Origin of the sequence: Prosthecobacter sp., assembly GCF_044236155.1 — a bacterium.
In the GTDB taxonomy this organism is placed as follows: domain Bacteria; phylum Verrucomicrobiota; class Verrucomicrobiia; order Verrucomicrobiales; family Verrucomicrobiaceae; genus Prosthecobacter.
In genome coordinates, this window is sequence record NZ_JBIIHA010000004.1 from 56,895 (window position 1) to 74,363 (window position 17,469).

Sequence of the window (17,469 nt, forward strand, 5' to 3'; positions counted from 1 at the left end):
TTCTCTCAAAACGAACAAAGTCTTGTCTCAGAGGACTTGAGTTTTGTTAATCTCGCCTCCCCCCCCAAAAGCCAACCAAAAAATTTATGATGAAGCATTTACGTGCCCAAAAGAGGTTCCATGCCCTCTTGATGACCCTGCTTTTGCTACTTTGGCAGATCGGCCAGCCATTGCAGGCGGCGACGTTGTATTGGGATGGCTCGGCATCGACCTCATGGAGCACGGTGGCCAACTGGTCCACGATCGTTGGCGGAGGGTCTGATCCTGCTGCGGTGCCAGGGGCGGTAGATGACGTGATTTTTAATGCCACGACTGTTGCTAATCAAATCGCCACTCTCGACGGGGCGCAGAGTGTGAGATCCCTCACTTACAGTTCAAACGCCACCACGTCGATCACACTTGCGGCGGGGACTTCGGGTTCCCTGGCACTGGGGTCCGGCGGCATCACCATTCAGTCTGGATCGGCAGCGCACACGATCTCCGCACCCATATCACTGACTGCGGCCCAGACATGGACCAACGACAGCGCCAGCCTGCTGACGATCTCGGGCGCGATCACCGGCTACAGTGCGACAAACACTTTGACGCTCGGTGGCTCGGGCAACATGACAATTTCAGGTCTGACCGCGTCAGTCAGCACTACGATTACCAAGAATGGCACGGGGACCGTTACGATTGGCGGGGCTGACCCGAACTTTACAGGCACCGTGGTGGTGAACGCGGGAGTTTTGGACTTCACCACGAACACCAATGATTTCACCATCGGCACGATCAACAACGGTGGCACCCTGCGCGCCAGAAGCGGCACCAATGTGCTGAGTGACAATCTTGTCATGACCATCAATACAGGCGGCACTTATGACATTCAGGCCAACGACACGATCGCTGCCATCTTGGGAACGGGAACGGTCAGCGCCGGTGCGGCGGCCACATTGACAGTCAACAACGCCACCAACCGCCAGTTCGACGGGGTGTTGGCCAACGGCGCGGCAGTGCTTACTTTCAGTAAGAGCGGGGCAAACACGGTCATATTGACCAATAACAGCACTTACACGGGCACGACCACAGTCAACACTGGAAACCTGACCGTATCAGGAGCCAACGGCAAGCTTTCGGGGAGCACAACGATCAACATTGGTGACTTCAATGGCGCTGGAGACACGCTGACGCTCGGAGCGGCGATAGATGTCGTCAGCGGCAGCTTGGACCGACTTTCGGATTCTGCCGTGGTGGCACTCCGTGGCGGGGGTGTTCTGGCCATCAATGGTCCTGCATCAGGCTCGGGTGGATTTACAGAGACCATCCTCAGTCTCTCGACGGATTCTGGCTTCAACACCGTTTCATTGACGCCTGCGAGCTCGCAGCAATTGCAATTGAGCGTCACAGACATTCTGCGTTCTGCGAACGCCGCAACAAGCGGTGTGTTCCTCTTCCGTGGCACCAATCTCGGAGGGGCAGGAGCAGACTCGACCCGAATCATCGCCTCGATCCCGACCTTCACTCAAATCGGCGGTGGCGGTGCTGCAGGGGCGACCAACATCAGCATTCTGCCTTGGGCCATCGGCGACACGTCTGCCACGGGAGTTGGAAGCAGCTTTGTTACCCACAATGGAACGGATGGCATCCGCCCACTGACCGATCTTGAGTATGTGAGCACGACCGCGGGGCAGTCTTCGACGAATAATGCCTCCACGACAGGCGGGGAGACCCTGACGGCGGATGCCACGGTCAATGCCCTCCGCCTCACCGCAGGCACCACGACGCTGACGGGGGCCAACACGCAGATCAACGTCACCAGCGGGGCGCTCCTCGTGACCGGCGCTGCCACCACCAGCGGTGCCGGCAGCCTCAACTTTGGGACCGCCGAAGGCATTGTCACCCTCGCGAACGCGACAGGTGTCACCGCCAGTCTTAACGCCCGCATGACCGGCTCCGGCAACATGACCTTCAGCGGTTCTGGCAGTGCTAGTAATATCATTGACCTGGGAGGGGACAACTTCTTTACCGGAACGCTGAAGATCAACAACGGAGCCATCGTCCGTGTCAGCAACGCCGGTGCGCTGAACAACGACGCCATCAACACGGTGCAGATCCAGACGGGCGGCGTGCTCCGGCTCAACGGCAACAGCACTGTCATCCGCAATCTTGCCTCGACGGTATCCGGCACCACGTACGCGCTCACCGGCAACCTGATCGAAAACGTGAGTGCGACCAATGCGACCCTGCGGGTCTTCTCGAATGCCGATACCAACTTTCGTGGCATTCTGCAGAACGGTACGGGAGCGGGGACGTTGTCGCTCATTAAGGGCGGTGGCAACACGCTCACCCTGCATGCTGCCAACACCATGACTGGTTCATTGCAAGTGAACGGGGGAACCTTGTCCTTGGATACAAACACTGGAGGCACTTTTACCGCGATCACCGACTTGATCATCGCCAGCGGCGGCACCCTGTCGGTCGCGTTTGGCACCTCTAACTCGGCAAATCGAATTCCCGACGCACTGGCCGTCAAAATGCAAGGTGGCAGCTTTACCATGGCCAGCGGCGGCACCGGAGCGAGCCGATCTGAAACGGTGGGAGCGCTGACGCTGCAAGCGGGGGCTAACACGATTACGGGCGGTCAGGCAGCCTCTGGCTTTACTTCCACACTGACCTTTGCCTCGTTGGCTGCTCCGACGGTTGGTGCGACAGTGAACTTTGCAGGCACGGGATTGGGTGCCGATTTGCGGAACCGCATCACCTTCACGACCTACCCGACGCTGGATGACAACATTTTCGGAGGCTTCGCCACTGTTGGTAATGAATGGGCCACTAGAAGCGCGGACTTGGGAACGAGCCAGTTCTCAGTGGTTGGTTTGAGCACCTACACCACCAGCCTATCCACCGGGGCAAACCCGACTCAAAACGTCAAGATCACGGCGAATGCCGCCCTGACGGCCAGTAGCGGGCTCTCGACCATCAACTCTCTCAACCTCGCCCAAGGGGGTGCCACCACGGTGGACATCGGGGCCGGCAACACCCTTCGCGTCGAGTCCGGGGGTATTCTGGCTTCGGGCGCTTTCAATGCGATCATTCAAAACGGGACACTGAGCGCAGGTGCCGGAGCAGGTACGGCTGGTAACCTTTACCTCCATGCCAATCAAGGAACAAGCAACACCTTTGCCATCAGTTCCGTGATCGCCAACAATGGAGCCGGTGCCATCACTCTGACCAAGACAGGCACGGGTCAGGTCAATCTCACCGGTGCAAACACCTACACCGGCATGACCTCGATCAATGCGGGAACCCTTCAGATTGTCAGTGATGCCCAACTGGGTGCTGCTCCTGGAACGGCGACGCCTGGTCATCTGAAGATCTATGGCGGCACGCTGAAGTTCGATGGCACGGCGGATGCCATCTTGAGTGCCAACCGTGGCATCGAGATTGGCGGCGCGACTGCAACCATTGACGGGCGTTCTTCCAATACCACGCTCCGCACTTACACTTACAACGGCAAGATCGTCGGCACGGCTGATGCGGGTCTGCAAATTTTGGGCAATGTGGACATCACCACGGACACCTTGAACGTGGGTGGATCTCTGGTGGTGCAGGGAACGGGTAATACTACAGACACTTCTACACTGACGCTCACGGGTGCCACGCACACTATTGGGGGGGGCTTGGTAGTCGGCACCCCTGCGACAGCGGCGGATGCGACGGGCACCGGTCGTGCCACCCTGATTTATGCCACCGCTGCCGGCACTTTGAATGTGGGCGCGAATGCCGCGGGAGATAACCTCGATGTTGGGGTGCGCACGGCCAACAATGGGGTTGCAACTGTCGGGGTATTGAATCTCGGGGGATCCACAAATTTCAACGCGAGTGTGGACAACTTCCGCGTGGGTGTGGTGACAAATGGCTCTGGAGCCGGAGTGGCCACGGGCACGGTGACGCTGGCGGCAAATAACTTTATTTATGCCGGCACCCAAGTGTTGCTGGGAGACACTGCGGGCGGCACGGCTGGACAAGCTGGCGTGCTTAACCTCGGTGCAACTAACACCATTGTGACTCCTTTGATGACCGTGGGCGGCCGTCGTGGCAGCGTGCAAAGTACGGTTTCATTTCTAGCACCTTCGAGTGCGTTGACCCTCTTGAGCCCAAGCGGCACCACGGAACTGCGCATTGCCTATAACAACCTGGGAAACTCGAACAACTCACTTGGCACCATGGATCTGACCAACGGTTCATTCGCTGCCGATCTCAGTTCTTTGGTCATTGGCCTCAAAGGTCTGGGCAATGACAGCCTGATCGGAGGCTCCACCGGGATCCTGACCCTCGGCTCTAGTGCGAACAATAATGTGACGGCGGGTTCAATCATCCTGGGTCAAATGATCAATGCTAGCGGGACGATCGTGGCCGGCACCATGGCCTCAGGTGCACTGAGCATGGCTGGAGGGACATTTACCACCACAGGGGATGTTTCCATGGGTCTCTGGCAGGACAATGCTGGCACTGATGGCACAGCGCGGGGAACGCTGACGCTGACTGGCGGCACCTTTTCGGTGGGTGGAAACATTGTAAAATCAGCCAATACCACGACCAGGAGCGCGGCGATGATCGAAGTTAATGGATCTGGCGCGGTGCTTGACCTGACCAGCGGTACCATCAACGCCAGCCAGCTAGCCTTCCGTCAGGGGACGATCAGCAACGTGTTGAGCGCTACCTTGGATGGGGCGGGAGTAACAGATGGATTGAATGTCGCCGCCTTGACCGACGCGCTGATCCTGCGTGATGTGACGGTGAATTTCCAGCTGGTTCTCAACAACGCCACGGCTGGCTCAGGCGGTATCTTGTATGAATCTGCCGGTGGTGGTGCAGGGGCCGTGATCAGCGGCAGTCTTGATGTGGGCAGCGTGGCGCGCACTATCAATGTGCAGGACAACGTCAGCGCGGTTAGTGACCTGACCATCAGCGGCATTATCAGCGGTTCTGGAGATGTGACGAAAAGCGGAGCGGGAGCCCTTGCGCTTAGCAATGCCACGAACAACTACACGGGCAAGACATTGGTCACCGCAGGCACGCTCAGTATTTCCGCCGACGGTCATCTGGGCGCTGTGCCAGGAAGTCCGGTGGCAGATCAACTGACCCTCAGCAACGGGGCCATTCTGGCAGTCACCGAAACCTTCGCCACAGCAGCGAATCGGGGAGTGACGCTGGGCACCGGAGGCGGTCAGATCAACGTGGCCGCCAGCAAGACCCTCACGGTCAATGCCGCTGTGGCTGGCAACGCTTTGACCAAGACTGGCAGCGGATCGCTGGTGCTTTCTGCCACCAACGGCTACACAGGGGCGACCGCAGTGAGTGGCGGCAAGCTGTTTGTGAATGGATCGCTGAATGCCGGCAGTGCAGTGAGCGTGGCGGGGCTTGCCACCTTGGGCGGCTCCGGCACGGTGAATGGAGCCACCACCGTGGCTAGCACCGGCATCATTGAGGCTGGTTATCTGCAAAGCGGCTCACTCAACTTGGCGGGTGGCGTTACTTTCGGTTCAGGAGCGACCGACACAGCCACCATCAACCTGGCCAATGTTTTCGGTGGCAGTGCTTCCATCCTCAACGCCGGAGCTCTGACCATCAACTCGGGTGCCAACACGATCACCATCAACATCGCCAACAGCGGTTCGGTGAACAATGCCACCTACACCCTCATCGACTACACCGGCAGCATCGGCGGCACTGGAGCTGGATTCGGGGCCTTCACCAAAGGCACGATCGGGGGCTTGGGCGGGCGGCAGAGTGCTGTCCTGGTCGATGACGTGGCAAATTCCCTCGTGGCTCTGACGATTTCGGGCGATTCGCCGAAATGGACCGGGTTTGATACAACCACTGGTTTGAACAGCTCCGTCTGGCATCCGAGCAACGCCACCTTGCTGAACTGGAAGCTCATTTCCGACAACACACCCACCGATTTCCGTTCAGGCGACCAGGTGCTCTTCGATGATGACGCCACGGGATCCTATGTGGTGACCATCTCCAATGGCAATGTGGACCCCGTGAGTGTCGAGTTCAACAACAGCAACGGGGTGGGCAAGACCTACACGTTGGAAGGCAGCAACGGGATCACTGGCACCACGGGGCTCACCAAGAACAACACCGGGACGTTGATCATCAACAACGCCAACAGCTTCACTGGCGGGGTGGTCATCAACAACGGGATCATCCAGTTGGGGAACGCGGGAGCGCTGGGGACTGGCAACCTGCTGACCTTCGGTGCTGGCACGCCAGCGGGGACCAAACTGCAGCTCAACGGCAACAACGCGACGGTGACGGGGCTGGTGTCCGCCGGGACTGACGCGGTGGTGGAAAACGGCACGGCTGGCAATGCGACGCTGACGGTGGCCTTGGCGAGCGGGAGCAACACCTTTGCCGGGGTGCTGCAGGACGGCATCGCGGGCACCTTGGGCTTGAGCCAGACGGGAGCGGGGACGCTGATTTTGACAGGAACGAACAACTACACGGGCGGGACGAGCGTGGGAGCGGGCAGCACGCTGCAGGTGGGAGCCGGCGGAGCGGGCGGCAGCATCGTGGGCAACGCGACGGTCAACGGGACTTTGCGCTTCAACCGCACGGGCACGGTGGCGTATGGCGGGACGGTGGGCGGCACGGGAAGCCTGAGCATCGTGGCGGGGACGCTGGAGTTCACCGGGACGGTGAACAACACGCTGGCGGGGACGAGCATCAGCAGCGGGGCGACGCTGCAGATTGGGAACGGGACGTTGGGCGGCACGGTGTCTAGCAACATCGCCAACGCAGGAACGCTGGTGGTGAATCTGCCTGCGGCTGGGAACACGATCTTGAGCGGGAACATCACGGGGACGGGTGCCTTGACGACCACGGGAGGCAATGGCACGACGATCCTGACGGGTGCGAACAGCTACAACGGGGCGACGACGATCGGCACTGGCACCACCCTCCAGGTCGGTAATGGCGGCACAACGGGCACTGTGGGAACGGCAGCCATCACCAACAACGGCACGTTGCGATTTGCCAGGACGGGCAGTTACTCATCCACCAACAACGTCAGCGGGAGCGGCGGAGTCGAAGTCATCAATGGCGGCACACTGACCTTTGGCGGCACGAACACCTACAACGGCAGCACTTCGGTCAAAAACGGCACCCTAAGACTGAGCGTGGCGACCGCGCTCTCAGCCTCCACAAGTCTCGTGCTGGGTGATACGGGCACGGTCGGCACACTGGACCTGAACGGCATCAATGCCACGGTGGGCGGCATCTCAACAGCCGGAACAGCGGCCTCGCAGGTGATTACCAATAACAGCGCCACCACGAACGCGACCCTCACGGTCAGTCTGGCGGGAAACAGCACCTACAGCGGCCAGTTGCGCAATGGTCCAGCCCGAAGCCTTGGCCTGGCAATCAACGGTGGTGGCACGCTCACCTTGGATGGCAGCCTCAACAACTACTCGCTAGGCACCACGGTCACCAATGGCACGGCCAAATTGGGAGCCAACAATGCATTTGGAGCCGGTGGCATCACCTTGGGAGGCACTGGAACTGTTGGTGTGCTGGATCTAAACGGATTCAACCAAACAGTCACAGCACTTGCCGTCGGTGCCGGGGCCACAGCGGCCAGCCAGTTGATCGGCAATGGAGGCAGCGGCACTTCAACGCTCGAATTCGCCGCATCCGGTGCCTCTACATTTGCTGGAACGATCCAGGACAATTTTGGGGGTGCTGGCGTAACCGCGCTCACGGTGACTTCGAATTCGCTCACTTTAACGGGTGGAGCCAGTTACAGCGGTGCCACCAGCATCGCCGCGGCCGGCACCTTGGTGATGCAGCAGGCCAGCAATCAGGACTTTAACAGCAATCTTAGCGGTAGTGGCATCTTCACGCAAAATGGAGCGGCCATTCTCACTTTGAAGGGCACCAACAGCATGACTGGCACCACGCGAATCACGGGTGGTGGCACATTGAAGGCAGACGTGGCCAACGCGCTGTCGGCCAGTTCGATGATGGTGATCGGGAACGGTACAGCCGCTGGAGGAAACCTTGATCTTGGTTCGACGAGCCAGAGCATCCTCGGCATGACCATCAATCCCAATGCGACAACTGCGAACACCAACACAATCACCATTGCCTCGGGAAAGAAACTCACAGTGAATGGAACCTTGAGCATCGACAGCAACACTGACAATGCTGTCACCACCGTAAATATGACGGGCGGAGGAGAACTTGAGGTCAATGGCACCAATTTCATTGTGGGGAACAATACCACCGGCACTAACAACTCTAGCCGGGCCACGTTGGACATGTCGGGCCTGAGTGCGTTTACTGCCAGCCTAACCGGCACCTTTGCGGTCATGCTGACTGGGGATAATGACACATCGCATGCTTCTACCGTTGTTTTCAGCAATACAGCGAACACCGTCACAGCAGGCACATTCGGCGTGGGTGTCAGTGGCGCCGGGGGCCTCCAAGTGTTGACTCTTGGTGCCGGGACAAACGCCATCAATGCCAACACATTTAACTTTGGGACTGGAGGCAGAGATTCTGCGACTGTGTCTTTTGGCGGCAACAGCACTGGGAGCATCACTATCAGGAACGCTGCCGGAGATGGAAGGGCGGCCATGAACATTGGCACCGGATCCGCTACCACCGGAGCCGCTTCAACTAACACCATTGACTTCGCCGGACATAGCGCAGATTTGCTCTTGTCGACTTTTACCTTGGGTAATCAATTCCGGAACGGTGCGCAGACCAACACATTCACTTTTGACCAAGGAACATTTGATGCCACGACAGTTCGTGTTGGCCTTCTTCCAGCTGCAGGCGGCACCCAGGCTTCTGTTACTCTGTCTTCCACACTCAACTGGAATGGTGGCACGGTTGTCATTGGAAACGGGGGCTTGGAACTCGCGAACAGTGTTGCAGGCAACACCGCTACCGCCAAAACCGTGAACGCGGTTGTCAATATCAACGGCGCCTCTGTTTCGATCGCCAACAACCCGGCCTTGGGAGGGGCCATCCGCCTTTTCCACAACACCGGAGCCAGCACCATTAATAACATTTCCGGTCTGATCAATATCACGGCTGGCTCTTTGACAGTGGCTGGAGATATTGTGAGAGGCACTGCCGCCACGGGTGGAACCCACACTGGAACTCTGAGGCTCAATGGAGGTGTTTTAAACATGGGCGGGAATAGCATTGGCTCCGGGACTTTGGCTGTGAGCTTTGAGGCGCAGTCGGGAACCCTGAGCAATCTGAACGAACTGAACGGCGGGGCTGCTCTGGATAAAACAACCTCCGGCACGTTGAACTTGAACACTGCCAACAGTTATGCCGGAGCCACTACGGTTTCTGCCGGTGTGCTGGCCATCAGCCACGCTAGCGCACTGGGTGGCACGGCAAGTGGAACGACGGTTGCCTCTGGAGCTGCCTTGCAGATTTCAGGCGGCATCACCACCGTGGCCGAAACCCTGATATTGAATGGCTCGGGGATTTCCAGTGCGGGTGCGTTGCGTAACACCTCTGGCTCCAACAATTACACGGGAGCAATCACGCTGGGCAGCGCCACACGCATCAACTCGGATGCGGGCACCCTGACTCTTTCAGGCGGCATCACTGGCGCTCAAGATCTCACATTCGGAGGCTCGGGAAGCACGAATGTTTCCAGCATCATCGGCAATGGGACGGGCGCATTGACCAAGGATGGTGGCGGCAGCCTCATTCTAAGCGCGGCCAACACCTACACCGGGGCCACGGCGGTGAATGCGGGCAAGCTATTTGTCAATGGCTCCCTCGATGCGGCAAGTGCCGTCACTGTGGCTGGCGGCGCGACCCTCGGTGGCAGCGGCAGCATTCCAGGAGCGGTTACTGTCAACAATGGCGGCATCATCGAACCCGGCCACCTGGGCGCGGGAACCTTGACGATCGGCACCCTCAATCTGGGAGCCGTCGCCACGGACACCAGCATCATCAACCTCTCCAACATCGCCACCGGCACGCCTGGCATCCTCGACCTGACCACCTTGAATGTCATCACGGACCCGAGCACGATCACCATTAATATTTCCAATGCTACCGCCGTCGCCACCGGCACCTACAAGCTGATCGATTACACCGGCACTGCCCTTACCGAATCTCAGCGCCTTGCTTTTGTCATTGGCACGACCACTGGCTTCAACAGCCGGCAAGTCTTGTCCTTGTTCAACAACACCGCACTGACCCAGATCGAGCTGACCATGACGGGCGACGCGCCGAAATGGACAGGATTTGACATGACCACTTCCTCCAACAGTTCCGTCTGGGATCCAGGCAACGCCACGTTGTTGAACTGGCAACTAATTGCCGGTGGTACACCCACGTATTACCAATCAGGCGACCAGGTTCTCTTTGATGACAGCGCCACCGGTTCCTACACGGTGACCATCTCCAGCGGCAACGTGGATCCCGCGAGCGTGGTGTTCAACAACAGCAACGGGGTGGGCAAGACCTACACGTTGGAAGGCAGCAACGGGATCACTGGCACCACGGGGCTCACCAAGAACAACACCGGGACGTTGATCATCAACAACGCCAACAGCTTCACTGGCGGGGTGGTCATCAACAACGGGATCATCCAGTTGGGGAACGCGGGAGCGCTGGGGACTGGCAACCTGCTGACCTTCGGTGCTGGCACGCCAGCGGGGACCAAACTGCAGCTCAACGGCAACAACGCGACGGTGACGGGGCTGGTGTCCGCCGGGACTGACGCGGTGGTGGAAAACGGCACGGCTGGCAATGCGACGCTGACGGTGGCCTTGGCGAGCGGGAGCAACACCTTTGCCGGGGTGCTGCAGGACGGCATCGCGGGCACCTTGGGCTTGAGCCAGACGGGAGCGGGGACGCTGATTTTGACAGGAACGAACAACTACACGGGCGGGACGAGCGTGGGAGCGGGCAGCACGCTGCAGGTGGGAGCCGGCGGAGCGGGCGGCAGCATCGTGGGCAACGCGACGGTCAACGGGACTTTGCGCTTCAACCGCACGGGCACGGTGGCGTATGGCGGGACGGTGGGCGGCACGGGAAGCCTGAGCATCGTGGCGGGGACGCTGGAGTTCACCGGGACGGTGAACAACACGCTGGCGGGGACGAGCATCAGCAGCGGGGCGACGCTGCAGATTGGGAACGGGACGTTGGGCGGCACGGTGTCTAGCAACATCGCCAACGCAGGAACGCTGGTGGTGAATCTGCCTGCGGCTGGGAACACGATCTTGAGCGGGAACATCACGGGGACGGGTGCCTTGACGACCACGGGAGGCAATGGCACGACGATCCTGACGGGTGCGAACAGCTACAACGGGGCGACGACGATCGGCGCCGGCACCACCCTCCAGGTCGGCAATGGCGGCACAACGGGAGCTTTGGGCACCGGAACGGTGACGGTCGATGGCACACTGCGTTTCTCCCGCAGTGACGCTCTGATTGTCTCCGCACCTCTCGCGGGCGCTGGTGGTGTTAATATTGCTGTTGGAAACGTCACATTTACAGGCGGCAACACCTACACAAGCACCACGACGATTGATAGTGGTGCCACGCTCACCATCGGCTTGGGAGGTGTTCTTGGGATTGTGGTAGGGGACATTCAGGTCAACGGCTCGGTGGTCTTCAACCGAGGTGACGCGATCACATACTCCGGTCTGATCAGTGGCACGGGGACGGTCACAAAGTCTGGAAACGGTGTCACCACCTTTACAAATACCAACACCTATTCGGGTTCTACTACCATCAATGGTGGAACTTTGAGTATTAGTTCGGGTAACAACATCGGGGACAATTCGGCCACCAACACGCTGATCCTTGCGAGTGGTGGAAGCTTGCAGAGCACGGCGGCATCTTTAACTTTGGGTGTCAATCGTTCGATCACCTTGGGAACAGGGGGCGGGGTATTGGATGTCACAGGGGCGAATTCGCTTGATGTGACCGGCGTGATCAGTGGAACGTCACTGACCAAGACCGGGACCGGAGTCCTGACTCTTTCTGCGGCGAACACGCACTCCGGCGGCACGACCTTGAGCGCGGGTACTCTCAACATCACCCAGGCGGCGGCCATCGGCTCTGGTTTATTCACCATCGCTGGAGGGACGATTGATGTAACCGGTGGTTCTGCCGTCACACTGGCAAACAATGCCCAGGCTTGGAACGGCGACTTCACCTTCACCGGCACCAATGATCTCAATCTGGGCAGCGGGGCGGTGAACCTTAGCGCCAATCGTGCGGTCACGGTCAGTGGCGGCACCCTGACAGTCGGCGGCGTCATCGACGACGGTGCCGGAAACTTCACCTTCACGAAGAATGGCGCTGGAACACTTTATCTCGCAGGTGTGAACACCTTTGGGTCAAACACAGCGATCAATATCGCGGGCGGTGTTCTGAAGATTGATGCTGAGAGCGGGCTTGGCACCAACACCAATGATGTCACCTTCACGGGCAATGGCACGCTCCAAGTGACCACCGGCTTTACTGCCAACACTGGCAAGGTCTTTGCCTTTGGCACTAACACCGGCACGCTACAAGTGGACAGCGGCACACTGGTCATCGGCAGTGCGGTCACGGCCGGGACTGCGGGCATCTTTGTGAAGGCTGGCGCAGGCACCGTCCAGCTCACGGTGGCTAGCACTGCTCTGGACGGTACCGCTCGGCTGGATGCAGGAACACTCAGTTTGCGTGGAAACTCGGCCAATGTTTTGGGAGACACAACTAACCGCGTTCAGCTTCGTTTCAATGGCGGCAATCTGAGCATCGAGGACGATACCGCGCGCGCGTTAAACAACGCGACCTTCCTGGATGCCAGCGGCACCATCACGCTTGACCGCGTCATTGCGGGAGCCGGTGTCATACACACCATGTCTGGCGCTGCTCTGACCGTGGCAAGCTCCAATCCCACCTTGACCATCAACGCAGGATCAAACATCAACGCAGGCACTGCCGGCCTTACCTTTGGTGCCACCACGCTCAATGGTAATGCTACGTTCAACATCAACGATCCGGCAGCCGTTGGCACCACCACTTTGCTTACCCTCGGGGCCGTCACGGGCGGCAGCAATTCGATCACTCTCACCGGCAACGGTGATTTTGCCCAGACAGGAGCTTTCGCCAGCACGGCGGCCACGTCGCTTACTTTGAATTCAGGTTACTCCGGCCTTGCCACCCTGAGCCAAACGAACACCTACACTGGTGCCACAACCATCAACGGCGGTACTCTGGCCTTCTCCACCAGCGCGAATCTGGGCGATGCCACCCAGGCGACAAACTCGATCAGCATCAACGGTGGCACCCTGAGCTACACAGGGGCAGGTTCTCTGGATATTGGCGCGAATCGTGTGATCACCGTAGGCAGCAGCGGGGCCACACTGAATGCCACGGGTGCCGCAGGCATCCTGACGGTCTCCGGCGGCCTCTCGAGCACTGGAAACCTGACCAAAACCGGCATTGGCTCGATCATTGTCTCTGGCACCACCAGTCTGAATTCAGGAACGGGGTCCGTGACGGTGAGTGGCGGCCTCCTGGCGGCAGGTTTTGGCGCTGGTGGTGTGGATAACATCACCGTGGCGGCCGGAGCGGCGCTTTACAACACGGACTCAAGCGCCACCACGCTGTTGTTGCCAACCACGGGCAGTCTTACGCTGACTGCTGGCTCGAGTCTTGCCACGGCCTCGAAACTTGGCTTTGGCATGAACCTCAGCTCTGCTGCCGCCATTTCCTTGGATGCCACAACCCCGCTGACCATCAACAGTACATCACCTGGTGACACGATCTACATCGATTTGGTCTCTTTGGGCACACTCTTGACCGAAAAGGACTACGACTTGATCATCGACACAGCCACGATCGGCCGCCTCCTCACCGGCACAGGAGGAGCGGTCACCTATGCGCTCGACAATGTCATCGGCGGCTATGTTTACACACTCAATGCCACGGCGAACCTCGTCAAAGTTAATGTCAGTTCCTTCAGTGACAGCCTCTACTGGCGCGGTGATGTGGACAATAGCTGGACCACTTATAACGCAGCCAATACCAATTGGACCAATGCTTTAACCGGAGGTGCGGACAGCGGGGTGACTCCTGGCAGCCAGACCACCGTGGTCTTCAGTGCCACCGAGGCCACCGGACCTTCCATCAGCACCACGCTGGATGGCAATGTGACCATCAAGAACCTGCAGTTCACCAGCAATCCTTCAGGTGTGACCGCGGTTTCGATCGGATCAGGCACCTTCGGCAGCCTGACGATCGGTAACGCCATCGGCATCGATGTGGCCGCCAATGCTGGAGTGATCACCATTAGCGCTCCGGTGGTTCTTGGAGCCAGCCAGACCTGGGCGGTCGATGGCACGGGCGGGGCTTCTCTAACGGTCAGTGGCGGCGTCGGTGGCACCGCAGGGTTGACGATCCTTGGCACGAATTCCGGGATTGTGACTCTCTCCGGCACCAATCTGGCGACTTACAACGGCGCGACCATCGTTGGTAGTGCCACTGCCGGCAGCGGCCTCCTCCAGGCGGGTGCCGCCACCTCTTTTAGTGCCGCATCTGCCCACACCATCAATGCCGGCGGCACGCTGCGGCTCAATGGCTTCAACAACACCATCGGTTCGCTCGCGGGTGCTGGCACGGTTGATAACAATACCGCGACCAATGCAACTCTGACCACCGGGGGCGACAACACCAGCACGACGTTCAGTGGAACTCTCGCCAATGGCTCTACCGGAACCTTGGGACTTACCAAGGTGGGCACAGGCAGGCTTACTCTTACTGGCTCCAACTCTTACACAGGCACAACCACAGTTACGGCGGGTTATTTAAGTATTCAGGGAACGACAAACACAGGAGCTGGTACCACGACTTTGGGCAATGCCGCATCAGCTCGTGCTCGACTCGAAATTAGCACGGGTGGTGCGTTTACCACGACCGACCTATTCACTGGCGGGAATGCCACCGGGGCAGGAGCGGTCTATCAGTCTGCAGGATCTGTCACAACATCGGCTGCCGATGGCACCAACCGGGGATTGGTTCTCGGACAAACCAGCACGGGTTATGGCTTTTACAGCCATAGCGGCGGCACCCTCACCACCGCACGAATCACCTATGGGGCGAACGGCCAGACTGGCGGTACGGGTGTGTTCAGGCTGTCCGGTGGCACGGCCACTGTGAACACGTGGAACGTCTTGGCGCACGGACCTAATTCTAATGCAATGCTCGATATCGTTTCTGGTACCATGACATCCAACACAAACTTTGCCGCCAACCACAGCAGCGGCGGGTATTCGCTGATCAATGTGCGTGGCGGTCAATTGACAGTAAACACGACTACCCAAATCAACCGCGGCAATAACTCAACCAGCAATAACACGGGTATTTTGACGCTCTCTGGAGGCATCCTTGCTACTAATACAGTCAGCAGCTCACCAACACAGACACCCACTGGCGGCAATATATCGGTGGTCAACTTTAATGGAGGAACCCTTCGTGCGCTGCAGGCAAATGCAACCTTCGTCAATATCAATACAACGGGACATGACGTTGCCCGCACAGGTGCATTTGTTCATTCCGGAGGTGCTACGATCGACTCGAATGGCTTTGCCATCACAATTGCGTCTTCCCTGCAAGCACCTTCGGGTGTGGGTGTGCAGAGCATCGCAGTCACTGACGGTGGCAGTGGCTACATAGGACCGCCCATCATCAAAATCACTGGAGGAAGTGGTTCAGGAGCTGTGGCCATCGCCAACATGGAGGATGACGGGACCGGTAACGGGACATTCAAGATCGGCTCCATCACAATCCTGAGCCCCGGCAGTGGATATCTTAACACCGATGTCCTGACTGTCACGGCGGCTGGTGGTGGTGCTAGCAGTGCGGCAACGCTCGGAACGCTTGCATTCAACTTGACTCAAAACTCCGGCGGTCTCACCAAAATAGGCGCGGGGACTCTAACGCTCGGTGGAACGGCGGCAAACACCTACACCGGAACCACCGTGATCAACGCCGGACAGCTTGATCTCGCCAAAACAGCTGGTGTGAATGCCATCGCTGGCTACATCACCATCGGCGACGCCTCTGGCAGTGATGTGCTCAAGCTTCAGGCCAGCAACCAGATTGCCGACACGAGTGTTGTCACGTTAAACGGCACCGTGACCAATGAGCGTGGCGTGTTTCGCCTCAATGGCTACAGCGAAACGATCGGAGGGCTCTCAGGCGATGGTGTTGTTGAGCATAACGACACGGACACCGGTGTCGGCTCCAGTAGCAGCAGCATCATTCTCGATGTTACCTCGGGATCTCAAACTTATAACGGGGTGATTCGCAACACGGGCAGCACCAGCACCGGTACATTGGCGCTCACGAAGAGCGGTGCTGGAACACAGGTTCTTACCGGTACGAATGCCTACACTGGCAAGACCACTATCACTGGCGGCAAGCTCTCTATCTCTGATGAAAACAATCTGGGAGCCAATCCGGGTTCCAGCACCGCTGACCAGCTCACCCTCGCCGGTGGAACGTTGCTGACCACTGCCACCTTTGCCATCGACGATGCCAACCGCGGCATCACGGTCGGCACAGGAGGCGGCACCTTTGAAACCAGCGCCTCTACCACCCTGACCGTCAACAGTGCCATCACAGGAAGCGGTGCGATCACCAAGGAAGGAACGGGTGCGCTGATCTTGAACGCGGTCAACACCAGCACGGGCGCCACAACAGTGAATGCGGGCACCCTGCAGGTGGGTGTGTCTGGCGCTGGTTCGACCCATGCCTCCAGCACAGTGACGCTCAATGGCAGCTCGGCGGTACTCGCCGGCAGTGGCACGGTGAATGGATCGGTGGTGGTCACCGCCGGCCAGATCAACCCTGGAGACAGCGCGGGAGCCGCGATTGGCACCCTGACGGTCGGTGGTGACGTGACCTTGACTGGTGCCGGCACTCCTGCCAGCCGTCTGACACTGCAACTGGCGGCGACATCGGCCAGCAGCATCAACGACGCAGCCGGCATCCAGGCTGCCCAGGCCGGGGGCACTTTGACAGCGTACCTTGCTAGCAAAGCATCTGACTATGAATTGGAATCAGGCACTCATGACAAGCTGACACTCACCGGTGCGCTCAACCTCAACGCCGGCGGTCGCATCACGCTGGACAACACGTTGGGCTACTCCTTCGCATTTGGAGATGTCTTTGACATGATCGATTGGGGGTCGGTCAACCTGGATGCCGACGGCGCAGGAGGGTTCGGTGCTTTTGACTCCGCGTCCGACCTTCTGCTGCCTTCATTGGGTTCCGGCCTTGACTTCGACAGGTCGCTGTTCGCCACCAACGGCATCATTGTCGTCGTTCCCGAGCCTTCCCGTGCCCTGTTCCTCATGTTTGGCCTTCTGGGCCTCATGCTCCGCCGCCGCCGTCGTTGATCGTCGGAGGTGCCTTTCTTTCGTGCGACAGGCACTCCTGTGT

The 17,469-nt window shown here is 59.0% G+C and carries 1 protein-coding gene; it reads left to right on the plus strand.

Annotated features, from left to right (window positions below):
• Window positions 1-131: 131 nt before the first annotated feature.
• Window positions 132-17,426 carry a beta strand repeat-containing protein gene (locus tag ACILSE_RS05175; RefSeq protein ID WP_395716296.1) on the plus strand — a complete coding sequence of 5,765 codons (17,295 nt, stop codon included), beginning with the start codon at window positions 132-134 and terminating at the stop codon, window positions 17,424-17,426.
• The last annotated feature ends 43 nt before the right edge of the window (window positions 17,427-17,469 follow it).